Source organism: Thiothrix sp., assembly GCF_028714775.1.
Classification (GTDB): domain Bacteria; phylum Pseudomonadota; class Gammaproteobacteria; order Thiotrichales; family Thiotrichaceae; genus Thiothrix.
Map to the genome: position 1 here is coordinate 92666 of NZ_JAQTLS010000004.1, position 23841 is coordinate 116506.

A 23841-nucleotide genomic window follows, 5' to 3' on the forward strand; every position below is an offset into this window, starting at 1 on the left:
CGCAAGCAACTTAAATCACCAGTTTTTCAGGGTAGGCGGCTCTTCTTGATGCTCGCCCTGTTGCTTGTGATCGGCGTTTTGCTGCTGCGGGCGGTGTGGCTGGAAGTCTTTCAGCAGGAAATGTTGCAACAGCAGGCGGGTAAGCGGCAGCTCCGCGAGGTGGTTGTTCCCGCTTACCGGGGCATGATCCTTGACCGTAACGGCGACCCAGTGGCGATCAGTTCCCCGGTAGATTCGTTGTGGTGTAATCCACAAGACCTGTTGAAAGCCCGCGAAGAGTTGCGCCACGATTACGAATTGACCCGTCAGGTAACGGATGCCACCGTCGGTGATGCAACGGCTGAAGAGCAGGAAGCCCGTGATGTGGCAGCTACGGGATTTGCCCGCCTTGAAAAAGGCTTGCGCCGCATAGAACAAGAGGGCGGCTTGCAGGAGGGGGAGCTGCTTGTTGAGTTGGAAAAAGCCAGTGATAAGCAGTTTTTCTATCTGGGGCGGCATTTGCCTTTGGAAGTGGCGGCCAGCATTTTGGCATTGGATTTGCCGGGCGTTGCGGCTACCCGCGAATACCGCCGTTATTACCCATTAGGGGAAATGGCTGGGCATGTGGTCGGCATGACGAACGTGGATGGTCTCGGTATTGAGGGCATAGAAAAAGCCCGTAATGATTCACTGGCAGGCAAAAATGGCAAAACACGGGTTATCCGCGATGGCAAAGGCCGGTTGGTGGAGAGTGTTGTACGGCTAGAAGATATGCAGCCGGGGCAAAATGTCCAACTCAGTATTGACCGCCGTATCCAGTACATGGCCTACAAAGAATTGAAAACCCGCGTTGCTGAACTGGGTGCGAAAGCTGGTTCCTTGGTGGTGTTGGATGCCCATACCGGGGAAATTCTGGCGATGGCAAATGTGCCGTCTTTCAACCCAAATAACCGCAAAGGCATTGAACCCTACTTGTACCGCAACCGTGCGGTGGCTGACAAATCAGAACCGGGTTCGACCTTGAAGCCATTAACCATCGCCGCTGCTTTGGAGGCGCGGGTGTTGGGGCCTGATGTGCAAATTAATACCTCACCGGGCAAAATCAACTTCGGCAAATACGTGGTGAAAGACCCCAAAGACTACGGCTCCATCAGCCTGCCGACCTTGCTGGCAAAGTCCAGTAACGTGGGTGCTAGCCGTGTTGCTTTGTTGGTGGGGGCGCGTGATCACTGGATGTTCCTCAGCCGTATGGGTTTTGGGCGCGTGCCGGATGCTGGGTTTTCCGGTGAAAGCCCCGGTGAGTTGACCAATTACACCGAGTGGGGAAAAGTTGACCGTGCATCACACGGTTATGGTTATGGCCTGTCGGTTAGCCTGCTGCAACTTGCCCATGCTTATGCCCCGTTTGCGGCAAACGGCTTGTTGATGCCTGCCAGTATTTACAAAGTTGACCGGCAAGTGGTTGGTCAACAAGTGATGTCACCGGAAACCGCCCGTTCTGTGCTGCGCATGATGGAAGCGGTGGTACAAAAAGGCGGTACGGGTGAAAAGGCGATGGTTGATGGCTACCGTATTGCCGGTAAAACGGGTACGGCTTACAAATTCATTAATAAAGCCTACCGCAATGACCGTTACCTAACCAGTTTCATCGGTATCGCACCGGCTAGCCGCCCGCGTTTGGTGGTTGCTGTGCAGATTGACGAACCCAAAATATCAGACAGTGGCGGCTTAGCGGCTGCCCCGGTCTTCTCGAAAGTGATGGGCGAATCCTTGCGCCTGCTTGATATTCCGCCGGATAACCTGCCAGCGGTGAAACAGGCAGCGCAACAGCCCGTCGCAGTGCCAGCACCCGTAGCACCAACGCCAACGACACCAATAGCGCAACCCGTAGGAGGGGCAACATGAAACAGATAATGTCCCTGCGGGTATTGCTTGACGGCATCGTGCCATCCGCCCCCGAGGTAATGGTGAGCGGTTTGACGCTGGATAACCGCAAAGTCCAACCGGGCATGGCCTTTGTCGCCTTGCGCGGAACCCGTCAACACGGCTTGATGTATGCCGAAGCCGCCGTACAGGCAGGCGCGTCGGTCGTGCTTTTCGAGCCAGAAGACGGCTTGCAACAGCCACCCTTGTCGGTTGGGCTAGTGCCTGTGCCTTCCTTGCGGGAGCATCTGGGCACGCTCGCCGACCGTTTTAATACCAGCCCCAGTGCCGGGCTATTCATGGTCGGTATTACCGGGACAGACGGAAAAACCTCCGTCAGTCATTTCGTTGCCGAAGCTTTGAATGTAGGCACTGCGGATGCCGCAGTAATTGGCACATTGGGTATCGGTTTGCCCGGTGCATTACAGCCTGCCACCCACACCACGCCGGATGCATTGACTGTCCACCACCTGCTGCGTGATTTGCAGGACAGTGGTTTTAACAGCATCGCGATGGAGGTTTCCTCCCATGCGCTGGATCAGGGGCGGGTTAATGGTATCCGCTTTGATGTGGCAGTCCTGACCAATCTGACCCGCGACCATTTGGATTACCACGGCACGGTAGATGCGTATGCGGAAGCCAAACGCAAGCTGTTCCACTGGCCTGATTTGAAAACCGTGGTGCTGAATTTGGATGATGCTTTCGGGCGTCGTTTGGCGGAAGAATTGGCGGGTACATCCGTGCGGGTCATTGGCTATGGTGTTGGCAATGTTGATGTTTATCCCGCCGGAACGTTGGTGGCAACTGACCCAGTATTTGACCACAGCGGCATCCGCGCCACGGTGGTGGTGGGGAATGACCGTGGTGAACTACAAGCGCCAGTGCTGGGACAATTTAACCTGCATAATTTGCTGGCAGCTTTAGGCGTGTTGCTGGCAAAAGGTCTGGAATTGGCGGATGCCCTACAACGCCTGCAACACGTCTGGGTTGTACCCGGTCGTATGGAACGGGTAGTGGCAGAAAAGGATGGCGGCAAACTGGTGGTGGTCGATTACGCCCATACGCCCGGTGCGCTGGAACAGGTGTTGAAAGCGGTGCATGTCCACACGCGCGGGCGTTTACTGTGTGTATTTGGTTGTGGTGGCGACCGTGATCGGGGCAAGCGCCCATTAATGGCTCAAATGGCAGAATCTAGTGCTGACGTGGTGATCGTAACCGACGATAATCCGCGCACTGAAAATCCATACCAAATATTTGAGGACATTATGCAGGGCTTCAACAACACCGCAGGCGTGACTTTTGAGCACGACCGCGCCAAGGCTATCCGCCTTGCCATTGGGCAGGCACAAGTAGGCGACACCGTACTGATTGCTGGCAAAGGGCACGAAACCGTGCAGATTTTGGTAGACCATAGCGTGCCATTTGATGACCGCGAACAGGCAGCGCAAGCGTTGCGGGAGTGCGCCGTATGACATGGTTGATGCTTTCACAAATTGCGCAAATGACGGGTGGGGCATTGCACGGTCAAGATGTGGCAGTCGAGCGGGTGGAACGCGATTCCCGCGCTGTACAGGCAGACGATTTGTTCTTGGCACTGCAAGGTGAGCGTTTCGATGCCCACGATTTCGTCCCGCAAGTTGCAGGTAAAGCCAGTGCCGCCATGGTTTCACGGGTTGTGGATGCCGATATTTCGCAAGTGGTGGTGGATGACGTGCGTTTGGCGCTGGGCAGGTTGGCAGCCGCATGGCGCAAGCAGTTCCATCAGCCAGTCATCGGTTTGACCGGCAGTAACGGCAAGACCACGTTGAAGGAAATGCTTACCGCGATCTTGTCGCTGCAAGGCCGTACCTTGGCGACGATTGGCAACTTGAACAACGATCTGGGTATGCCGTTGACCTTGCTGCGCTTGCGTGCAGAAGACGAATTCGCGGTGATCGAAATGGGCGCAAACCATTTCGGTGAAATTGATTATTTAACCCGCATTGCCTGCCCGGATGTGGCAGTGCTGAACAATGCCGGGGCAGCGCATTTGGAAGGCTTTGGTGATATTGCCGGGGTTGCCCGCGCCAAAGGTGAGCTTTTCAATGGGCTGAATGATAACGGTGTGGCAGTTATCAATGCCGACGATACCTATGCCGATTACTGGCGGGGTTTGAACCCTACTCGCAAGGTGCTGAGTTTCGGCATGGATCGCGTGGCTGACGTGCAAGGCGTGAACGGTGATAACAACCAATTCTGCCTGCAAGCCAAGGGGCAAACCGTGCCAGTCGACCTGAAATTGTTGGGTCGCCACAACCAGATGAATGCACTGGCAGCGGCTGCTGCCGCACTGGCGCTGGGTGTGGAACTGGACACAATTCGCCAAGGCTTAGAATCCCTGCAACCTGTCAAAGGGCGTTTGAACCCGAAAACAGGCAAACACGGTGGCATGGTGATCGACGACACCTATAACGCTAACCCCAGCTCTACTGCCGCCGCAGTTGAAGTACTGGCTAGCTTGCACGGAAAAAAAATATTGGTACTGGGTGACATGGGCGAATTGGGCAACACCGGCGAGCAATTACATGCCGCGATTGGGCAACAAGCCGCAGTGCTTGGCCTCGACGCGCTTTACACGTTGGGTACATTGAGCGCAGGCGCTGCGTCAGCCTTTGGTACGGGCAAGGCTTTCACCGATTTGGGTGTTTTGCTGGATACCTTGGAACAAGATTTGCAACCGGGTACGAATGTGCTGGTGAAAGGTTCGCGCAGTTCGCGCATGGAACGGGTGGTAGACGCGCTAACAGCAGGTGCTGTTAAGGAGGCTGCGTAATGTTGTTGTGGCTGTTTGATTTCCTCGACCGTTTTTACCACGGTTTCAATGTATTCCATTACATTACTTTGCGGGCGATTTTGGGTTTGCTGACGGCGCTGTTTATTGCGCTGTGGACAGGGCCGGGCATGATCCGGGCGCTGACCCGCCTAAAAATTGGGCAATATATTCGTGAAGATGGCCCGCAACACCAGATGAAGGCGGGTACGCCGACCATGGGTGGGGTGATGATTATCTTGGCGATTGCGGTGGCAACGCTGCTGTGGGCGGATTTGAGTAACCGCTACGTGTGGGTGTCGCTGTTTGCCACGCTGGGCTTTGGTCTGGTCGGTGGGCTGGATGATTACATCAAGCTGAAAATGCGCCGCAATATGGGGCTGACCGCCCGCCAAAAGACTGTTGGGTTAACCCTCGTGGGGTTCGCGGCGGCGTTTTTCCTGTTTTTCACGGCGCAAACTTCGACTGAAACCACGCTGTTTTTGCCGATCCTGAAAGATGCGCATTGGCAACTGGGGTGGTTGTTCATCCCGTGGGTGTATTTGGTGGTAGTCGGCTCCAGTAATGCGGTGAACCTGACGGATGGGCTGGATGGCTTGGCGATCATGCCGACCATCATGGTGGCAGGTGGTTTGGCGATTTTTGCTTACGTCAGCGGCAACGCAACCATGGCCCAATATTTGGGGATTCCGCGCGTGCCGGGTGCAGGTGAGTTGGTGGTGTTCTGTGCCGCCATTTTCGGCGCAGGGCTGGGTTTCTTGTGGTTCAACACTTACCCCGCGCAAGTATTCATGGGTGATGTGGGGGCGCTGGCACTGGGTGCGGCACTCGGCATCGTGGCAGTGATCGTGCGTCAGGAAATCGTATTGGCGATCATGGGTGGCATTTTCGTGATGGAAACGCTGTCGGTGATCATGCAGGTGGCTTACTTCAAAGCAACGGGTGGTAAGCGGATTTTCCGTATGGCTCCCTTGCACCACCACTATGAAAAGAAGGGTTGGCCTGAGCCACGGGTTATCGTGCGTTTTTGGATCATTACCGTGATTCTGGTGATGATTGGTCTAGCAACGTTGAAAATTCGTTAATGGGTAACGTGAACATGGCAATGCAAGCAAACAACTGGAAAACACTCGTCGTCGGCCTTGGGCAGACGGGGCTTTCGGTTGCGCGTCATTTGCAGGCACGTGGCGTTGCTTTTGCGGTGGTGGATAGCCGTAGCAATCCGCCGGGCAAGGATGAGTTGCTCACGGAGTTCCCGCAAGCGCCGTATGCCTTCGGTGCGTTTGCCGACGCGCAGGAACTGTTTGCGGCAGCACAAACGCTGGTGGTTAGCCCCGGTATTGCGGTAGCAACCCCAGAAATCCACGCGGCGGCGAAACGTGGCGCGGAAATCATCGGCGACATCGAATTGTTTGTGCGCGAAGCCCAAGCTCCGGTGATTGCGATTACTGGCTCCAACGGTAAGAGCAGCGTGACCACCTTGGTTGACTTGATGGCACAAAAGGCGGGCATGAAATCTTACGCAGGTGGCAACCTTGGTTATGCCGCGCTGGATTTGCTGCAACAGCCTGCGCCTGATTTGTACGTGATGGAGCTTTCCAGCTTCCAGTTGGAAACCACCCAGTCGTTACATGCGGTATCCGCCGTGGTACTGAATGTCAGCGAAGACCACATGGATCGTTACGCCAGTTACGCCGATTACGCCGCAGCCAAGCAAGTGGTTTACCACAATTGCGGCTGCGCGGTGGTGAACCGTGATGACCCGCTGGTGATGGCAATGGTGGAAGGGGAGTGCGTCAGTTTCGGCCTTGATGTTCCTGCCGAAGGCCAATACGGCATCCGCGAACACGACGGTAAACGTTGGTTGGCAAAAGGTGAAACCCTGCTGTTGGCGACCGATGAAATGAGGCTTCCCGGCGAACACAATTACGCCAATGCCTTGGCTTCACTGGCTTTGGGCGAAGCGGCTGGTATTCCGTTGGAAGGGATGCTTGCTGCCTTACGTGAGTTCACGGGTCTGTCGCACCGCACCCAATGGGTACGTGAGCGCAACGGGGTGAATTGGTACAACGATTCCAAAGGCACAAATGTCGGCGCAACCTTGGCGGCTTTGGCAGGCTTGCCCGGCAAAACCGTGTTGATTGCAGGCGGACAAGGTAAAGGCGCGGATTTTGCCCCGCTGAAACCTGTCGCGGCAGAAAAAGCCCGCGCTTTGGTGCTGATCGGTGAAGACCGCAACAAGATCGCAGCGGTGGTGGAAGGTTACGCCCCTTATGTATTCGCAGCGGATATGCAGGAAGCGGTGCAAGTTGCCGCAGAACTGGCGCAAGTGGGCGACAACGTGCTGCTTTCCCCCGCGTGCGCCAGTTTCGATATGTTTAAAGGCTACGCACATCGCGGTGATGTGTTCAGCGAAGCTGTCAGGGGGTTGCCATGAACGCAGCCGCCACGCCAGTAGAAGTTTTCGACAACAACCCATGGGAACGCTACGTTGACCGCGACATGGTGCTGGCTTTGTTGGCAATCATTGGCATTGGCATCGTGATACTGGCGTCTGCGTCCATGTGGGTGGCGGAAAAGCAGTACCAAGACCCGTACTATTTCCTGCAACGCCAATTGGTGTTCATGGGGGTGGGGATTTTGTTGGCCTTGGCAATTTATCAAGTGCGCATTGATTTCTGGCAGCAATTGGGCGTGCGCTTGCTGCCGATCGTGTTGCTGCTGCTGGTGTTGGTGCTGATTCCGGGGATCGGCAAGCAAATAAACGGTAGCCGCCGTTGGTTAAATCTGGGGTTCACCGCCATCCAAGTATCAGAAATGGCGAAACTGATCATGCTGATGTACCTGTCCGGCTATTTGATCCGGCACGGTAAGAGTTTGGCAATGTCACCGTCTTACCAGCCGTTGGTGATTCCGCTGCTGGTATTAGGGGTAACGGGTGGCTTGCTGTTACTGGAGCCAGATTTTGGCTCAACGGTGGTTATTTTCGTGACGGGGTTGGCGCTCTTATTCCTCGGTGGCGTGCCGTTGAAACGCTTAGGTGTGCTGTTGGGTGGCGCTATTTTGGTGATGATCCCGGTTTCGATGATGGGTTATCGCGGCGACCGTTGGGATGCGTTGATTAATCCTTGGGCGCATGAGGCGGACAAAGGTTATCAGACTGTCCATGCATTGATGGCAATTGGTGATGGTGGCTGGTTCGGCTGTGGCTTGGGCGGTGGAGTACAAAAACTGTTCTACCTGCCGGAAGCGCATAACGACTTCATCTTCTCGATATTGGCGGAAGAGCTGGGTTTCATCGGGATATTGGCGGTGCTGGCGCTGTATGGCTGGTTGGTGATGCGGGCGTTTGTCATCGGTTTTCAGGCTGACAAGAGCGGGCGGCATTTTGGTGCGTATTTGGCTTACGGGATCGGTTTCTGGATGGGGTTCCAAGTGGTGCTGCACATCGGGGTCAATTTGGCAGTATTGCCGCCGAAAGGTTTGACCCTGCCGTTGATGAGTTACGGTGGCAGTAGCTTGATGATTACCTTGGTGGCAATGGCCTTGTTGATGCGCGTTTACCGTGAGACGTGGATTGCCCGTTTTGGTTTACCGGAGCGCAAAGTGCCGAATGTACGTAAAGCCCGTCCGATAGGGAGGACTGCACAATGAATAATAAGCAACAGCGCCCGATCATGATTACTGCCGGTGGTACGGGTGGTCACGTCTATCCGGGGTTGGCGGTTGCCCGCGCCCTGATTGCGCAAGGCATTCCCGTGGTTTGGATGGGGACGCGCAAAGGCTTGGAAGCACGGGTCATTCCCGAAGCAGGCATCGAAATGGCGTGGTTGGATGTGAATGGCTTGCGCGGAAAAGGTTGGAAAACAGTGGTGATGGCACCGGTCAACCTGATCCGTGCATTGCTGCAATCCGTGCAGATCATGCTGAAACACAAACCCGCTGCCATTTTGGGCATGGGCGGTTTCGTTGCAGGCCCCGGTGGTTTTGTCGCGGCACTAATGGGGACACCTGTGGTGATCCACGAACAAAATGCCGTCGCGGGGTTGACCAATAAACTGTTGTCGCGGGTTGCCCGCCGGGTGCTGGAAGGTTTCCCCGGTACGTTTACTGGCAGCGATAAAGTGATGGCGACCGGCAACCCGGTACGTCTGGATATTGCCAGCCTGCCTAACCCGCTGGAACGTTTGGCAGACCGTGACGATGAACCTGTCCACTTGCTGGTGGTAGGTGGCAGCTTAGGTGCGCAAGCGTTGAACCAAATGGTTCCGCAAGCCTTGGCGCAATTAGCTACCGCTGGGCGTCCCGTGGTACGTCATCAGGCTGGTGTGCGTAATATTGATGACGCACGTAGCCAATACGCGGCTGCGGGCGTTGAGGCGGAAGTTATGCCGTTCATTGAGGATATGGCGGAAGCTTACGCATGGGCTGATCTGGTGATTTGCCGGGCGGGTGCATTGACCATTGCGGAATTGGCGGCTGCGGGCGTGGCAGCACTGTTGGTTCCTTTCCCATATGCGGTGGATGACCACCAGACTGCCAACGGTAAGTACCTTGCCGATAACGGTGCGGCCTTACTGATGCAGCAAAGTGACCTGACGGCGGAAAAGCTGGCAGGGGTGTTAAAAGATTTGTGTTCTGACCGTGCAAAACTGCGCCAGATGAGCATGGCTTCGCGCGAATTGGCGAAGCCTTACGCTACCGCGCAGGTAGCAGCCATCGTTGCCGCTTATGCCGGTTATGACGTTGATAACAAAGAAGGAAAGCAAGAATGAAAACAGGAAACGACGGGCTTGCCCGCAAGCGCATCAATCGCCTGCACTTCATCGGTATCGGTGGTGCGGGGATGGGCGGTATTGCTGAGGTGGTTGCCAATTTGGGCTATACGGTTTCAGGTTCAGATTTGTCGGAAAGTGCTATGACGCGCCGCCTGCAATCGCTGGGCGTGACGGTTTTCAAAGGCCATGCAGCGGAAAATATGCAAGGGGCGGATGTCATTGTGGTTTCCACCGCGATTGACAGCCATAACCCGGAAATCATGGCAGCGCGTGAACAACGCATCCCGATTGTACGCCGCGCAGAAATGCTGGCGGAACTGATGCGTTTCCGCCAAGGCATTGCGGTTGCGGGGACTCACGGTAAAACCACCACCACTAGTTTGACCACGAGTTTGTTGGTTGAAGGTGGGATGGATCCGACTTACGTGATTGGTGGCAAACTGAACAGTTCCGCCAGCAACTCCAAGCTCGGCACGGGCGAATATCTGGTGGCAGAGGCGGATGAAAGCGATGCATCTTTCCTGCACTTGCAACCGATGATTGCGGTGGTGACGAATATCGACGAAGACCACATGTCCACTTACGGTGGGGATTTTTCCAAACTGAAACAGACGTTTGTGGAGTTCCTGCATCACTTGCCATTCTACGGGCTGGCGGTGTTGTGTGTGGATGATGAATACGTGCGTGAAATCATGCCGGAAGTTAACCGCCCGATCATCACCTATGGGATTGACCAAGAAGCGGATGTACAGGCGACCAATGTCCGTTACGAAGGCACACAGAGCTTGTTTACGGTGCATTGCGCACGGGGCAACCGCACGATGGAGATTACGCTCAACTTGCCGGGTCGCCACAACGTGCTGAATGCACTGGCAGCGATTGCGATTGCCACGGAACTGGATGTTTCCGACGAGGCGATCATTGCGGGTCTGCGCAAGTTTGACGGGGTAGGCCGCCGCTTCCAACAGTACGGCGACATTAGCTTTGCCGTCGGTAAGAAGGCCACGCTGGTGGACGACTACGGGCATCACCCGCGTGAAATGAAAGCCACGCTGGATGCGGTCAGGAATGCATGGCCCGGACGCCGCTTGGTGCAGGTGTTCCAGCCGCACCGTTACACCCGTACCCGCGACCTGTTTGAAGATTTCGCGCAAGTGCTGTCGGAAACCGATGTGCTGGTGCTGATGGATGTGTATGCCGCCAGCGAACAGCCGATTCCGGGTGCTGACGGACGCGCCTTGGCTCGCGCCATCCGTATCCGTGGCAAGGTTGACCCTATCTTTGTGGCGGACGTAGAGGACGTACCAGGAGTGTTAAAGCACATCCTGCAAGACGGTGACCTGATCCTTACCCAAGGTGCTGGCAGCGTTGGCGCTTTGGCAGCCAGCTTGCCGGAAAAACTCAGTGTACGGGGGGGCGAATAATGGATGCAGCCATGCAAAACAAATTCGGCAAAGTCGCAGTCCTGTTCGGTGGTTGGGCGGCTGAGCGCCCGGTTTCCCTGAAAAGTGGCGCGGCGGTGCTTGCCGCTTTGCAAGCCAGTGGTGTGGACGCGCACGGCATTGACGTTGACCGCAACATCATCAGCGTGTTGCAGGCGGGCAAGTTTGACCGCGTGTTCAACATCCTGCACGGCGCGGGCGGCGAAGACGGCGTATTGCAAGGCGCATTGGAAATTCTCGGCATCCCGTACACTGGCTGCGGGGTGATGGCATCTGCGATCAGCATGGACAAGTTCATGACCAAGCAGGTGTGGATGGGGGCTGGTTTACCCACTCCGGCTTACCGGGTGCTGACGGCTGATACCGATTTCGCCGCCGTGGTTGCTGAGTTGGGTTTGCCACTGATGGTGAAACCGGCGACAGAAGGTTCCAGCATTGGCATGAGCAAAGTGAAAGCCGCCGCCGATCTGGAAGGCGCTTACCACAAAGCTGCTGAATGCAGTGCCGTGGTCATCGCCGAGCAGTGGATCACTGGCGACGAATACACCGCCGGGATTGTTGCGGGCGAATCGCTGCCGTTGATCCGTTTGGAAGTGCCGGGCGAATTTTACGACTTTGAGGCCAAATACCTGCGTAACGATACCCGTTACCACTGCCCCTGTGGATTAGGTGCTGCCGATGAAAAGGCCATGCAAACATTGGCGCGACAAGCCTTTGCGGCAGTCGGTGGACGTGGTTGGGGCAGGGTAGACATGATGCGCGATGCTGCGGGTAAAGCATGGCTGATCGAAGTGAATACCAATCCGGGCATGACCGATCACAGCCTGATCCCGATGGGGGCGCGTGCGGTTGGCATGGATTTTAACGCGCTAGTTTTGCGCATACTGGAGACCACGGTGTAATGACTCAACGGCGTCGCCAACCGATCAAACGTTCCCGCACTCGCTTCGACTTGGCGCGGATACCGCCGCATGTCTTGAAGCTGGCGGTGGTGCTTGCATTGGTATTGGTGGTGCTGGGTGGTGTACTGGGTGTGCGGGCAATGCTTAATAATCCAGAAAACCTGCCCATTAGTCAGATTGATGTACAAGGTGAGCTGAAATTTATCAAAGATGGTGAAGTACGGGCAGTCATCGAAAAATACACACATACCAATCTGTATTTACTGGATGTTGACGCGCTCGAAGCTGACCTTGAAACCCAGCCGTGGATCCGTGCTGTTACCTTGCGTAAGTCATGGCCTGATCAGTTGATCGTCACTGTGGAAGAACAGTACCCCTATGCATTCTGGGGTGATGACCGGATTATGAACAAGTACGGTGAGCTGTTCACCGCTGACCTGCCTGCGATGCGTGGCATTTTGCCAAAGCTGTACAGTCCAGAAGACAAGGGGCGGGAAATGGCAGAGAACTACAAGAAACTCTACCAATGGCTCGCAGGTTTGCCACTGGTCATCGCTGAATTCAGCGAAGATGAAAGTGGTTCTTGGCGGATAAAACTAAAGGATGGGCCGGAAGTATTGATCGGTAACGAAGATCAGGGTCGCCGGATATTACGGTTCAAGGTCGGTTTTCAGCAGGAATTGGCGAGTAAGTTGGGTAATGTACGCCGTGTAGACCTGCGTTATACCAATGGTTTTGCAGTTGAATGGAAGCAATCCCCGGTCGGCTCACGGGATATTACAGACGCGGGTCGAGGAGTTTAATGATGTCAAAGAAAACAGAGCATAACGTGATTGTTGCGCTGGACTTGGGAACCTCGAAAGTGGTGGCCATGGTTGGCGAGATCAATGACAGCGGACGCTTGGAGATCATTGGGATCGGTTCATACCCATCACGGGGCATGAAAAAAGGTGTGGTGGTCAATATCGAATCCACCATCCAGTCGATCCAACGGGCGGTGGAAGAAGCGGAACTGATGGCGGGTACACAAATCCGTTCCGTCTACGTCGGTATTGCTGGCAGCCACGTCCGTAGCCTGAATTCGCACGGTATTGTGGCGATTAAAGACAAGGAAGTGACCGAAAATGATGTGGAACGGGTCATGGATGCGGCACGCGCCGTCGCTATCCCTGCCGACCAGCGGATCTTGCACGTATTACCCCAAGAATACGTGATCGACCAGCAGGAAGGCATCCGCGAACCTGTGGGTATGTCAGGTGTGCGCTTGGAAGCACGGGTGCATTTGGTCACGGCAGCGCATAGCGCGGCACAGAATCTGGTCAAGTGCGTGGAACGTTGCGGCCTGCATGTCGAAGACATCATCCTTGAACAGGTTGCTTCCAGTTACGCCGTGTTGGAAGAGGACGAAAAAGAGTTGGGTGTCTGTTTGGTCGACATCGGCGGCGGCACGAGTGACATTGCGGTGTTTATGAATGGCGCAATCCACCACACGGCAGTCATTCCGATTGCGGGCGACCAAGTGACCAATGACATTGCGGTGGCGGTAAGGACACCAACCCAACACGCGGAAGAAATCAAGGTCAGGTACGGTCGAGCACTACGCCAGTTGGTCGAGGAAGACGAACTGATCGAAGTGCCGGGCGTGGGGGAACGTGAACCGCGCAGCCTGTCTGCACAGACATTGGCCTCGGTGATCGAACCCCGCTACGAAGAATTGTTTTCACTCGTCCTTCAGGAGCTGCGTCGCAGCGGTTATGAAGAACGGATTGGTGCAGGCATCGTGCTGACGGGCGGAACCTCCAAAATGCGGGGGGTACGTGAGTTAGCCGAAGAGGTGTTCCACATGCCGGTACGTATCGGCGTGCCCCGGAACATCGGTGGCCTGCGTGGTGAAGTCGAAAATCCTATCCATTCCACTGGGGTAGGTCTCCTGCTGTACGGGATGGCGCAGCAGGCTTATGGAACCAAGCGTACTTATGCCACGAGTGTCGTGTCATCAGAAGGGTGGTGGGAACGCTTGAGAAGCTGGTTTAACGGTAACTTTTAACAGTTGGAGATACGGGCATGTTTGAACTAATGGATAGTGCAGCCAAAGGTGCTGCAATCAAGGTAATCGGTGTCGGCGGAGGCGGTGGCAATGCTGTCAAGCACATGCTGGCATCCGGTATCGAAGGCGTCGAATACATTTGTGCGAATACTGATTCCCAAGCCCTAGCAGGCATTGGCGTCAGAAGCGTCCTGCAATTGGGTGCTTCCCTGACCAAAGGTTTGGGTGCGGGTGCGAACCCTGACATCGGGCGTGAAGCTGCGATTGAAGACCGTGAGCGCATCAAGGAATTGGTCAGCGGCACGGATATGCTGTTTATCACCGCAGGCATGGGTGGTGGCACAGGCACAGGCGCTGCGCCAGTCATTGCAGAAATTGCACGTGACATGGGCATCCTGACCGTGGCGGTAGTCACTCGGCCTTTCCTGATGGAAGGTGCTCGCCGCAAGAAATCGGCAGACGCAGGTATTGCTGAGTTGCACAAACACGTGGATTCATTGATTACCATTCCAAACCAGAAGTTGCTGACTTCTTTGGGTAAGAATGTTTCTTTGCTCTCCGCGTTTGAAGCAGCCAATGATGTCTTGCTGAAAGCGGTGCAGGGGATTGCGGAACTGATTACCAACCCCGGTCTGATCAACGTGGACTTTGCTGACGTGCGTGCGGTTATGTCCGGCGGCGGTGTCACCATGATGGGGTCTGGCGAAGCGCAAGGTGAAGACCGTGCTTCCAAAGCTGCGCAGATGGCGATTTCCAGCCCGCTGCTCGAAGACATCCGCTTGGATGGTTCGCGTGGCATTCTGGTCAGTATCAGCGGTGGCATGGACATGACCATGCACGAGTTCGAGGAAGTTGGCTCCGTGGTCGGGCAGTTTGCTGCGGATGATGCGAATGTCATCATTGGCACAACCCTGAACGCTGATTTGGGCGACAAAATTCGCGTCACCATCGTGGCAACAGGTCTGGAAGACGTAGGTAAAGTCAGTGTTCAACCAACCAAAAAGGTGGTTGATCAGTCGAATGTTACCCGTTTAAAGCCAGTTGAGTTGGAACAAGGGCAGAAAGTTGCTGTCGGAGTAAGAAGCCGGTTCGACAATGTGTCGGAAATTCCACCTTATATCCGCAACAACGCCAGCGGTGAAAATAATCTGGATATTCCAGCTTTCCTGCGCAAGCAAGCAGACTAGCGCACTGCTGTGTTGATAGTATAAAACATGCCCGTGGTGGTTGGGGCGTTTGCCCCAGCCATCATTTAGTGGTGTGCTTAGCAGGATCACCTGAAAATCGGCTTCAACAAGGGGATTTTCAGGTGATTTTTTGTTTCCGGCAAAAAATGGTCAGGCGATGCCTGCCCAAATCCAATAAAATCCGTCTATCCTTAAGGTTGGCGCACTAAGAATTGTTTCAGGGGGCATCATGTTAAGGCAGAGGACATTGAAACAGACGGTATCGACAGTGGGTATCGGTCTGCACTCAGGGAAAAAAGTTTCACTGACGATGCGGCCTGCTCCCTCCAATACAGGTATCGTCTTTCACCGGGTCGACCTAAACCCGCCTGTACTGATCGAATTGCACCCCGAACAAGTTGCCGACACCATGCTGTGTACCGCATTGGTCAAACAGGATGCCAAAGTTTCAACCGTGGAACACCTGTTGTCCGCCTTAGCGGGTCTGGGGATTGATAACCTCTACGTTGATTTGGATGCGCCGGAAATTCCTATTATGGACGGTAGCGCCGCCCCGTTCCTTTATTTGTTCCTTTCCGCCGGGATTGAGGAACTCAAAGCACCTAAGCGTTTCATCCGCATCAAAAAGCCGATTGAAGCCAGCAAGGGGAATGCTTGGGCAAAATTACTGCCTTTCGATGGCTTCAAAGCCAGTTTTGAGATTGATTTCAACCACCCGGCAGTGAACGCTACCACCCAGTCGCTGGAAATTGATTTTTCCCACCAAGCCTATGCCAGTGAAATTGCCCGTGCGCGGACATTCGGTTTCATGCGGGATGTGGAAGTGTTGCGTTCCCGCAACCTCGGTTTGGGCGGCAGTCTGGAAAATGCCATCGTGCTGGATGAGTATCGGGTGCTGAACCAAGATGGTTTGCGTTACTCCGATGAGTTCATCCGCCACAAGATTCTGGATGCGATTGGTGACTTGTATACCCTAGGGCATGGCATTATTGGTGCTTATCAGGCACATAAATCGGGCCATGCCGTGAACAACTTGTTGGCGCGGGAACTGCTGCAACAGCAGGATGCGTGGGAAATGGTCACGCTCGGTGAAAAGCGCAAAAAGCAGGTCATTTTTGTCGATAACTATGTATTCGCAGGCATTTAGGCCGCTGGTCGCTCGCGGCTAGCCGTTGCTGCCAAGTGCATGATGGCCTCTTGCAGCTCTTTGTCTTCGATGCCGAAGGCGATACTGCGTACAACGCTTGCAGTGTCGTTTGAAAGCTTAAATCCGTTGTTTTTTTGCTCAATGCTTGCAAATGGCAAACTAATCAATTTAATATGCAGCGCACTAATTTTGAGATTTAGGCGTTTGCTTAGATGTTTGCTGAGTGTGTTCTGTTGGAACCTGATTTGTACCGCCAAATGAGGGTCGTCAGTCAAGAGTGTCAACCGATGGTGTTTCAATATTGGCCATATTCTGTTTTCTGTCGACAGAGACAAGAAGTGCCCAATTTCCTCCGCCAGCTTGTCCAGTTGTTCCAACCTTTCGGTGATTTCCGTGTTTACCAACCGGTTAATCTTTTCCATGCTGTCAGTGAATCCGTTAGCTACAATAACTCCTATTATAAGGGTGGCAGCACGTCGAACCTAGTCAGGAAGTTGAGGGACTCGTGAAAGTAATTTGTTTAAGTGACGATGGCTCGCGTCGGGCATCGTTTAGCCTCCAGCCATGGAAGCACTTGATCATACCGGCAGGGATTGTCGCGTTATTGATCATAGGACTGTCAGTCAACCAGATGTTGGGTCTGTACAGTTTGGATGAAACCCCACAGAATGCCGCTTTGTCTGAGCATGAGGCGGGTAAAATTATCTCCGCGCTGGAGCAACAAATCACCACTGTTGACCAGATTAAAAAAGCCTACTCCAATTACACCGTTGATGTGGATACGCTGGCAACCCGTTTGGGTTCGTTGGAAGCCGAGATCGTGCGTTTGAACGCATTGGCAAAGCGTGTCGCCAATAAGGCCAAGCTTGATCCCCAAGAGTTTTCTTTGGATGAAAAGCCCGCTCGCGGTGGTTTCGATGGGGCGGACTTGTCTGAAGGTACGGAGCGTAATTCATCGCAAGAGCTGCTGTCAGCGTTCCAACTGGCTGAAAACAACGTAGACCGTGAAAAAGGCATGTTGGCGGCGCTTGAGCAAATACTGGAAGGTATTACGCTGCAAGAAGAAGTCCTGCCGTCCGGTTGGCCTGTCATCCGTGGTTATATTTCTTCCGAATTTGGCTTCCGCCGTGACCCCTTCAATGGGCGCAGCAAGTTGCACAAAGGTTTGGATTTTGCCGGGCCTGTGGGTACGGACATCCATTCCGTCGGCGGTGGTGTGGTTGCTTTCGTCGGAACCCGCACAGGTTATGGCAATGTGGTCGAAATTGATCATGGTGATGGTTTGCTCAGCCGCTACGGGCACTTGAGTGCCGCTAAAGTCAGTGAAGGGCAGGTGGTGAAAAAAGGTGATCTGGTGGCGCTGATGGGTAATACCGGGCGTTCCACGGGGCCGCACCTGCATCTGGAAGTATTGAAGGATGGTGCGCAACTGAATCCACGTGAGTATCTGGGTTATACCGAGTAGCCCTTTGGATACATTACTAAAAATTCACCGTACAGCCAGTTAATCAATATATAATGTAATACGCACCGTCCGGTGTAGCCGTATGCCCTCCATATTGCTACAGCCGGACTTTTTCTTTGGACAAGGATACAAGAGAGAAAACTATGCTGGGTTCCGTAGCCAAGAAGATTTTTGGCAGCCGCAATGACCGTTTGGTCAAGTCTTATTCCAAAGTTGTCAAGAAAATCAACGCGCACGAAGAATCGTGCCGTGCCTTGTCGGATGCCCAACTGGCGGCTAAAACCATTGAGTTCCGTTCCCGCTTAGAGCAGGGCGAGGCATTGGAAAATTTGCTGCCGGAAGCTTTTGCAGTAGTGCGTGAGGCCAGCCAACGGGTGTTGGGGATGCGCCATTACGACGTGCAGATGATCGGCGCAATGGTGCTGAATGACGGTAAGATTGCCGAGATGCGCACAGGTGAAGGTAAAACACTGGTGGCAACGGCTGCGGCTTACCTCAATGCCTTGCCGGGGCGTGGGATGCACGTCATTACCGTGAATGATTACCTTGCCCAGCGTGACGCTGCGCAGATGGCGCGTCTGTACGGTTTCTTAGGCATGACTACGGGCGTCATTATCAATGGCTTGTCTTCGGAACAGCGCCGCGAAGCTTACGCAGCAGACATTACTTACGGCACGAATAACGAATTCGGTTTCGACTACTTGCGCGACAACATGGCGTTCCGCAAAGAAGACCGCGTACAGCGTTCCCTGACTTATGCGATTGTGGATGAGGTGGACTCAATCCTGATCGACGAAGCGCGTACCCCGCTGATTATTTCTGGCCCCAGCCACGACGCTTCCCAGCTTTACATTGCCATTGACCAGATTATTCCGACGCTGACCAAGCAAGAGGAAGAAGAAGGGCCGGGCGACTATTCTGTCGATGAGAAAGCCCGCCAAGTTTACCTGACAGAAGCAGGCCAAGAACGCGCTGAGCAATTGCTGACGGAAGCCGGTATCCTGCCAGAAGGTCAAGGTTTGTACGATACGGTCAGCATCAGTGTCCTGCATCACGTGGGTGCGGCTTTGCGTGCCCATGCCTTGTTCCAGCGCAATGTCGATTACATTGTGCGTGACGGCAAAATCGTCATCGTCGATGAATTCACTGGACGTACCATGCCCGGACGCCGCTGGTCAGAAGGTTTGCATCAAGCCATCGAAGCCAAAGAGCAGGTGGAAATTCAGGCTGAAAACCAGACGCTGGCTTCCATTACCTTCCAGAACTATTTCCGTCTGTATGAAAAACTGTCTGGTATGACGGGTACGGCGGATACAGAAGCGTTTGAACTGCAACAGATTTACGGTCTGGAAGTCGTGGTTATCCCGACTCATCGTCCGATGATCCGTATTGACTCCAACGATTTGGTTTTCCTTTCGGCAGAAGAAAAATACGCCGCGATCATCAAGGAAATCGAAGAGCAAGTTGCCAGAGGCAGGCCGGTACTGGTAGGTACGGCTTCCATTGAAACCTCTGAGTTGGTGTCTGGGCAACTGAAGGCTCTGCGGATTCCGCACGAAGTCCTCAATGCCAAGCAGCATGAGCGCGAAGCACATATTATCGCCAATGCGGGGCGTCCGGGTGCTGTTACCATCGCTACCAACATGGCAGGTCGTGGTACTGACATCGTGCTGGGCGGCAGTCTGGATGAAGAAATCCGCCAATTGGCTACCCCGAACCCGGAAGCAGTGGAAAAAATCAAAGCACTGTGGCAGAAGCGCCATGATGCTGTAGTGGCATCCGGTGGCCTGCACATTTTGGGTACGGAGCGTCACGAATCCCGCCGTATCGACAACCAGTTGCGTGGGCGTTCAGGGCGCCAGGGCGACCCCGGTTCCTCGCGTTTCTTCCTGTCGTTGGAAGATAACCTGATGCGCATTTTCGCCTCTGACCGGGTGAAAGGCATGATGCAGCGTTTGGGGATGGAAAAAGGCCAAGCGATTGAAGCGGGTCTGGTTTCCAAATCCATCGAAAATGCCCAGCGCAAGGTCGAAGCGCACAACTACGATATGCGCAAACACTTGCTGGAATACGATGACGTTGCCAATGACCAGCGTAAGGTCATTTATGCTCAGCGTAATGAATTGCTGGAAGCTGACGACATTGCTGAAATGATTGCTGCGATCCGTGAAGACGTGGCGGATGTTGCTTTCAGTACCCACATCCCGCCCGGCAGCGTGGATGAGCAATGGGATGTGGATGGCTTGTACAAGCAGTTTTACACCGACTTTGGCTTGGATTTGCCGGTCAAAAATTGGTTGGCGACCGAGAAAAACTTGTACGAAGAAACGCTGCGTGACCGTATCCAAGCGCAAGTTGCCGCGACCCTCACGCACAAAGAAGAGATGATCGGTGCGCCCAACATGCGCCGTTTGGAACGCGATGTTATGTTGCACGTGCTGGATACCGAGTGGAAGGATCATCTGGCAGCGATGGATTACCTGCGCCAAAGCGTTGGACTGCGTGGTTACGCGCAGAAAAACCCCAAGCAGGAATACAAGCGTGAAGCCTTTGAAATGTTTGAGCAATTGCTGGAACGTGTCAAACACGACGTAATCGCATTCCTCATGCGCATCCAATTGCAAGAGCCGCAAAAGGCGATGGCGGAACTGGAAACGCACGAACAGCAGCCGCTGGAGTTTTCCCACCCGGATGCCAGCAGCGTGCTAGCGGCTGATGACGAAGTGGTAGACGCCGTGGTGGGTGATACCTATCAGCGCGAAGGCGATAAAGTGGGGCGTAATGACCTGTGCCCTTGTGGTTCCGGCAAAAAATACAAGCATTGCCACGGCAAGCTGAACTAAGCAGGAGTAGCGGATATGGCAGTTAATTTGCAAGCACCTGAAACATTACTGCCCATCGCGGGTGTGCGGCTGGCATCGGTCAATGCGGGGATACGTTACAAAAACCGTAACGACCTGTTGCTGGTGGAATTGGAAAACGGTAGCCACACGGCGGCAGTTTTCACCCGCAATGCGTTTTGTGCCGCGCCTGTGCATGTTTGCCGCAGCCATTTACAGCATTCCAACCCGCGTTATCTGCTGATCAACGCCGGGAATGCCAATGCCGGGACGGGTGAGCAAGGGATGCAAGCTGCCCGCGAGTGCTGCGAACAGCTTGCCGAACAAGGTGAATGCTGGGCTGAGCAAGTGTTGCCATTTTCCACGGGGGTGATCGGTCAGCAATTGCCGGTAGAAAAAATCACTGCCGCGCTGCCCGAAGCCTTGGCGAAGTTGGATGCCGATGGTTGGCAGGAAGCTTCCCGCACCATCATGACCACCGACACCATTGCCAAAGGCATCAGCCGTCAGGTGGAAATTTTCGGCGAAACCATCACCATTACCGGGATCGCCAAAGGCGCGGGGATGATCCACCCCAATATGGCAACCATGTTGTCCTATGTGGCAACTGACGCGCTGATTGAAAAAGAAACCTTGCAGCGCGTGTTGAATGCGGTGGTGGAAGAAACGTTCAACTGCATTACCGTCGATGGCGATACATCTACAAATGATTCCTTGGTGGTGATGGCAACGGGCAGTTCCGGCGTCTACGTTGGAAGCGAAGGTTTGGCAACGTTCCAGCACGCTTTGCAGGAAGTTTGCATGTACCTCGCGCAAGCCATTATCCGTGATGGCGAAGGTGCTACCAAGTTCATCAGCATTGCAGTGCAAGGCGCGGCAACCCGCCACGAAGCGCGGATTGTCGGTAACACAGTGGCACTTTCGCCGCTGGTCAAAACCGCACTGTTCGCCAGTGACCCTAACTGGGGGCGTATCCTCGCCGCAGTAGGGCGTTGCCCGTTGGAAGAATTGGATGTCAGCCGCATCACGATTTGGTTGGGTGAAACCCTGCTGATCGAAAACGGCGAGCCTGCCAGCACTTACCGCGAGGAATTGGGCGCGGCAGAAATGAAACGCGACGAAATTACCATCCGCATTGATATGGGGCGCGGGGAGGCATCAGCAACCACATGGACATGCGATTTCTCTTACGATTACGTCAAAATCAATGCCGAATACCGCAGTTGATCCAGAACTGTTAAACCAAGTGATTAATGCGGACGGCATTACTGCGCTGTCCGCCATTCCCAATGATGCTATTCATCTGATCCTCAGTGACATCCCTTACGGCATTGGCGTCGAAGACTGGGATGTGCTGCACGACAACACCAATTCCGCGTATTTAGGGACAAGCCCCGCCCAATTGAAAGCCGGAGCCGTGTTCAAAAAACGCGGCAAGCCTATCAATGGCTGGTCGGAAGCCGATCGCGAAATTCCCAAACAATATTATGACTGGTGTTCCCGTTGGGCAGGGGAGTGGTTGCGGGTGTTGAAACCCGGTGCTTCGGTGTTTATTTTTGCCGGTCGGCGTTTTTCGCACCGTTGCATTGCCGCACTTGAAGATGCCGGTTTTAGTTTCAAAGATATGTTCGCTTGGATGCGCCAACATGCACCGCATCGAGCGCAACGGGTCAGTGTGGTTTATGACCGCCGTGGTGATGGGCAAAATGCGGCAAGGTGGGAAGGTTGGCGGGTGGGTAACTTGCGTCCTACCTTTGAGCCGGTGTTGTGGTTCACGAAACCCTACAAAATTGGCACGACTATCGCCGATAACGTGCTGACTCATGGCGTTGGCGCTTTCAATGAAGCGGCATTTCTGCGCTATGAAAGCTCGCCGGATAATGTCCTCACCCGTGGTTTTATGTCGGGCGAGCCGGGGCGGCATCCCACCCAGAAGCCCATAACACTGATGCAGTCGCTGATTGAGCTTGCAACCCAGCAAGGACAAATTGTACTCGACCCTTTTTGCGGCAGTGGCTCTACCTTGGTGGCTGCAAAGTTAACGGGGCGGCATTACATCGGTTTTGAGGCTAACCCGCAATACGCACAGGTTGCCAAAGCCCGCTTGAATGACACTAACAGCAAATAAGCAAAGGGTAGGTTTTGATATGGCGGTGAAAACGTTGGGGCAATGGCTGCATGTAGTGGCTGCGGTTATCCGGGGCAATGATGGCAAAATCCTGCTGGCGCAACGCCCCGCCAATAAACATCAAGGCGGCAAATGGGAATTCCCCGGTGGCAAGCTGGAAGCGGGTGAAGCCCCATTGCAGGCTCTGCGGCGCGAATTGGAGGAGGAGCTCGGCATTGTGGTTTCCCTCGCCAATCCCCTGCTCAAAGTCCGTTATGTTTACCCCGAACGTGCGGTGCTGCTGGATGTGTGGGAAGTAACTGTTTTTGGCGGTGAACCACACGGTCGGGAAGGCCAGCCTGTCGCTTGGTTTGAAGCGGAGCAGTTACCCGCGCTCGAATTCCCCCCTGCCAATTACCCGATTGTCACTGCTGCCCGCTTGCCTGCGCATTGCCTGATTACCCCAGAACCCCAGAATTCCGCTGATTTCTTGCGGCAGTTGGAAGCTGCGCTGCAATCTGGCATCCGTTTGGTGCAGTTTCGGGCGAAATCTTTGTCGGCGGATGCTTACGTGGCGTTGGCTGAAGCAGCGATTGCTTTAGTCCATTCTGTGGGGGGTAAGCTGATCTTGAATTCGCCGCCCGTTATGTTGGAAGCGGCAGATGGTTTGCATTTGACCAGTAGCCAATTATGGCGGGAAATGGGCGTGGGCAATGCGTTCCGGCGAGATGGGCAGTGGTTATCGGCTTCGTGCCACAATGCGCAGGAATTGCAACGGGCGGCGGCAATCGGGGTGGATTTCGCCTTTCTGTCGCCGGTATTGCCAACAGCTTCGCATCCCGGTAGCCCTGCGTTGGGTTGGGATGTGTTCAATCACTTGGTGGAAACGGTGAATTTTCCGGTATATGCCTTGGGTGGCATGGGGGCGGGACACGTTGCCACCGCACGTCAGCACGGTGGGCAAGGCATCGCGGCGATCCGCAGTTTGTGGGGTGAGAACCCGCTTTAAGCTGGCAGGTCGGGGATCAACTGGCTGCTGATGCGCATAATCATGTCTTTCAGCAACAGCTTGCGTTTTTTCATGCGTGTTGCTTTGAACTGGTCGTGGTCAGGTTCCGCCAGCAAGAGGGCAATCGCCTCGTCAAGCTCGCGGTGTTCCTGTGTCAGCTCAGCCAATTTCTGGTGCAATATCTCTGGGTCTAAATGCATGTCTGC

At 54.4% G+C, this 23841-nt stretch carries 20 protein-coding genes; 18 read left to right on the forward strand and 2 right to left on the reverse strand.

Going from position 1 to position 23841, the window contains the following annotated elements:
• The first annotated feature begins 48 nt into the window (after positions 1-48).
• The 13 genes from PHE17_RS04585 (at position 49) to lpxC (ending at position 16214) form a co-directional block, all read left to right on the forward strand.
• On the forward strand, positions 49-1884 hold the full coding sequence (locus PHE17_RS04585) for a penicillin-binding protein 2 (protein ID WP_301014794.1): 1836 nt from the start codon (positions 49-51) through the stop codon (positions 1882-1884).
• The gene (locus PHE17_RS04590) at positions 1881-3374 is read left to right on the forward strand and encodes a UDP-N-acetylmuramoyl-L-alanyl-D-glutamate--2,6-diaminopimelate ligase (RefSeq protein ID WP_301014637.1); all 1494 of its coding nucleotides are present in this window, start codon (positions 1881-1883) and stop codon (positions 3372-3374) included. Before PHE17_RS04585 ends, PHE17_RS04590 begins: the two co-directional genes overlap by 4 nt.
• Complete coding sequence (gene murF / locus PHE17_RS04595; protein ID WP_301014638.1) at positions 3371-4714, forward strand: UDP-N-acetylmuramoyl-tripeptide--D-alanyl-D-alanine ligase; 1344 nt, start codon at positions 3371-3373, stop codon at positions 4712-4714. Before PHE17_RS04590 ends, murF begins: the two co-directional genes overlap by 4 nt.
• Positions 4714-5796, forward strand: a complete 1083-nt coding sequence (gene mraY, locus PHE17_RS04600; protein ID WP_301014639.1) for a phospho-N-acetylmuramoyl-pentapeptide-transferase — start codon at positions 4714-4716, stop codon at positions 5794-5796. The genes murF and mraY overlap by 1 nt, the downstream gene beginning before the upstream one ends.
• A 14-nt stretch (positions 5797-5810) precedes the next feature.
• Positions 5811-7148, forward strand: coding sequence for a UDP-N-acetylmuramoyl-L-alanine--D-glutamate ligase (gene murD / locus PHE17_RS04605; protein WP_301014640.1), 1338 nt, complete (start codon positions 5811-5813; stop codon positions 7146-7148).
• The gene (gene ftsW, locus PHE17_RS04610) at positions 7145-8365 is read left to right on the forward strand and encodes a putative lipid II flippase FtsW (RefSeq protein WP_301014641.1); all 1221 of its coding nucleotides are present in this window, start codon (positions 7145-7147) and stop codon (positions 8363-8365) included. Before murD ends, ftsW begins: the two co-directional genes overlap by 4 nt.
• On the forward strand, positions 8362-9486 hold the full coding sequence (gene murG / locus PHE17_RS04615; RefSeq protein ID WP_301014642.1) for an undecaprenyldiphospho-muramoylpentapeptide beta-N-acetylglucosaminyltransferase: 1125 nt from the start codon (positions 8362-8364) through the stop codon (positions 9484-9486). The genes ftsW and murG overlap by 4 nt, the downstream gene beginning before the upstream one ends.
• Complete coding sequence (gene murC / locus PHE17_RS04620; RefSeq protein ID WP_301014643.1) at positions 9483-10913, forward strand: UDP-N-acetylmuramate--L-alanine ligase; 1431 nt, start codon at positions 9483-9485, stop codon at positions 10911-10913. Before murG ends, murC begins: the two co-directional genes overlap by 4 nt.
• 11 nt (positions 10914-10924) lie before the next feature.
• A complete protein-coding gene (locus PHE17_RS04625; protein WP_301014644.1) occupies positions 10925-11833 on the forward strand; it encodes a D-alanine--D-alanine ligase in 909 nt (302 codons plus the stop codon).
• The gene (locus tag PHE17_RS04630) at positions 11833-12636 is read left to right on the forward strand and encodes an FtsQ-type POTRA domain-containing protein (protein WP_301014645.1); all 804 of its coding nucleotides are present in this window, start codon (positions 11833-11835) and stop codon (positions 12634-12636) included. The genes PHE17_RS04625 and PHE17_RS04630 overlap by 1 nt, the downstream gene beginning before the upstream one ends.
• Before the next feature lie 2 nt (positions 12637-12638).
• A complete protein-coding gene (gene ftsA, locus PHE17_RS04635; RefSeq protein WP_301014646.1) occupies positions 12639-13880 on the forward strand; it encodes a cell division protein FtsA in 1242 nt (413 codons plus the stop codon).
• A 17-nt stretch (positions 13881-13897) separates the two neighbouring features.
• Complete coding sequence (gene ftsZ / locus PHE17_RS04640; RefSeq protein ID WP_301014647.1) at positions 13898-15067, forward strand: cell division protein FtsZ; 1170 nt, start codon at positions 13898-13900, stop codon at positions 15065-15067.
• A gap of 229 nt (positions 15068-15296) precedes the next feature.
• Positions 15297-16214, forward strand: coding sequence for a UDP-3-O-acyl-N-acetylglucosamine deacetylase (gene lpxC, locus PHE17_RS04645; RefSeq protein WP_301014648.1), 918 nt, complete (start codon positions 15297-15299; stop codon positions 16212-16214).
• Here the strand turns inward: lpxC and PHE17_RS04650 are convergent.
• Positions 16211-16636 (reverse strand): hypothetical protein, encoded by a 426-nt coding sequence (locus PHE17_RS04650; RefSeq protein ID WP_301014649.1) that lies wholly within the window; start codon positions 16634-16636, stop codon positions 16211-16213. The two genes, lpxC and PHE17_RS04650, sit on opposite strands and share 4 nt — an antisense overlap.
• A 182-nt stretch (positions 16637-16818) precedes the next feature.
• Between PHE17_RS04650 and PHE17_RS04655 the strand changes: the two genes are divergently transcribed.
• The 5 genes from PHE17_RS04655 (at position 16819) to PHE17_RS04675 (ending at position 23635) form a co-directional block, all read left to right on the forward strand.
• Positions 16819-17679 (forward strand): M23 family metallopeptidase, encoded by an 861-nt coding sequence (locus tag PHE17_RS04655; RefSeq protein ID WP_301014650.1) that lies wholly within the window; start codon positions 16819-16821, stop codon positions 17677-17679.
• A 143-nt stretch (positions 17680-17822) separates the two neighbouring features.
• Complete coding sequence (secA, locus tag PHE17_RS04660; RefSeq protein ID WP_301014651.1) at positions 17823-20522, forward strand: preprotein translocase subunit SecA; 2700 nt, start codon at positions 17823-17825, stop codon at positions 20520-20522.
• A gap of 15 nt (positions 20523-20537) precedes the next feature.
• On the forward strand, positions 20538-21746 hold the full coding sequence (argJ, locus tag PHE17_RS04665; protein WP_301014652.1) for a bifunctional glutamate N-acetyltransferase/amino-acid acetyltransferase ArgJ: 1209 nt from the start codon (positions 20538-20540) through the stop codon (positions 21744-21746).
• On the forward strand, positions 21727-22647 hold the full coding sequence (locus tag PHE17_RS04670; RefSeq protein WP_301014653.1) for a site-specific DNA-methyltransferase: 921 nt from the start codon (positions 21727-21729) through the stop codon (positions 22645-22647). The genes argJ and PHE17_RS04670 overlap by 20 nt, the downstream gene beginning before the upstream one ends.
• 19 nt (positions 22648-22666) lie before the next feature.
• Complete coding sequence (locus PHE17_RS04675; protein WP_301014654.1) at positions 22667-23635, forward strand: Nudix family hydrolase; 969 nt, start codon at positions 22667-22669, stop codon at positions 23633-23635.
• Here the strand turns inward: PHE17_RS04675 and PHE17_RS04680 are convergent.
• Complete coding sequence (locus PHE17_RS04680; RefSeq protein WP_301014655.1) at positions 23632-23835, reverse strand: DUF465 domain-containing protein; 204 nt, start codon at positions 23833-23835, stop codon at positions 23632-23634. The two genes, PHE17_RS04675 and PHE17_RS04680, sit on opposite strands and share 4 nt — an antisense overlap.
• Between the last annotated feature and the right edge of the window lie 6 nt (positions 23836-23841).

Excerpts from the sequence above, each read along its gene's own strand:
- PHE17_RS04625 (WP_301014644.1), top strand. The coding sequence starts at position 10,925 with ATGCAAAACAAATTCGGCAAAGTCGCAGTCCTGTTCGGTGGTTGGGCG.
- PHE17_RS04680 (WP_301014655.1), bottom strand. The coding sequence starts at position 23,835 with ATGCATTTAGACCCAGAGATATTGCACCAGAAATTGGCTGAGCTGACA.
- murG (WP_301014642.1), top strand. The coding sequence starts at position 8,362 with ATGAATAATAAGCAACAGCGCCCGATCATGATTACTGCCGGTGGTACG.
- PHE17_RS04675 (WP_301014654.1), top strand. The coding sequence starts at position 22,667 with ATGGCGGTGAAAACGTTGGGGCAATGGCTGCATGTAGTGGCTGCGGTT.
- PHE17_RS04630 (WP_301014645.1), top strand. The coding sequence starts at position 11,833 with ATGACTCAACGGCGTCGCCAACCGATCAAACGTTCCCGCACTCGCTTC.
- secA (WP_301014651.1), top strand. The coding sequence starts at position 17,823 with ATGCTGGGTTCCGTAGCCAAGAAGATTTTTGGCAGCCGCAATGACCGT.
- argJ (WP_301014652.1), top strand. The coding sequence starts at position 20,538 with ATGGCAGTTAATTTGCAAGCACCTGAAACATTACTGCCCATCGCGGGT.
- murC (WP_301014643.1), top strand. The coding sequence starts at position 9,483 with ATGAAAACAGGAAACGACGGGCTTGCCCGCAAGCGCATCAATCGCCTG.
- ftsA (WP_301014646.1), top strand. The coding sequence starts at position 12,639 with ATGTCAAAGAAAACAGAGCATAACGTGATTGTTGCGCTGGACTTGGGA.
- ftsW (WP_301014641.1), top strand. The coding sequence starts at position 7,145 with ATGAACGCAGCCGCCACGCCAGTAGAAGTTTTCGACAACAACCCATGG.
- mraY (WP_301014639.1), top strand. The coding sequence starts at position 4,714 with ATGTTGTTGTGGCTGTTTGATTTCCTCGACCGTTTTTACCACGGTTTC.
- PHE17_RS04590 (WP_301014637.1), top strand. The coding sequence starts at position 1,881 with ATGAAACAGATAATGTCCCTGCGGGTATTGCTTGACGGCATCGTGCCA.
- PHE17_RS04585 (WP_301014794.1), top strand. The coding sequence starts at position 49 with ATGCTCGCCCTGTTGCTTGTGATCGGCGTTTTGCTGCTGCGGGCGGTG.
- PHE17_RS04650 (WP_301014649.1), bottom strand. The coding sequence starts at position 16,636 with ATGGAAAAGATTAACCGGTTGGTAAACACGGAAATCACCGAAAGGTTG.
- murF (WP_301014638.1), top strand. The coding sequence starts at position 3,371 with ATGACATGGTTGATGCTTTCACAAATTGCGCAAATGACGGGTGGGGCA.
- murD (WP_301014640.1), top strand. The coding sequence starts at position 5,811 with ATGGCAATGCAAGCAAACAACTGGAAAACACTCGTCGTCGGCCTTGGG.
- ftsZ (WP_301014647.1), top strand. The coding sequence starts at position 13,898 with ATGTTTGAACTAATGGATAGTGCAGCCAAAGGTGCTGCAATCAAGGTA.
- lpxC (WP_301014648.1), top strand. The coding sequence starts at position 15,297 with ATGTTAAGGCAGAGGACATTGAAACAGACGGTATCGACAGTGGGTATC.
- PHE17_RS04670 (WP_301014653.1), top strand. The coding sequence starts at position 21,727 with ATGCCGAATACCGCAGTTGATCCAGAACTGTTAAACCAAGTGATTAAT.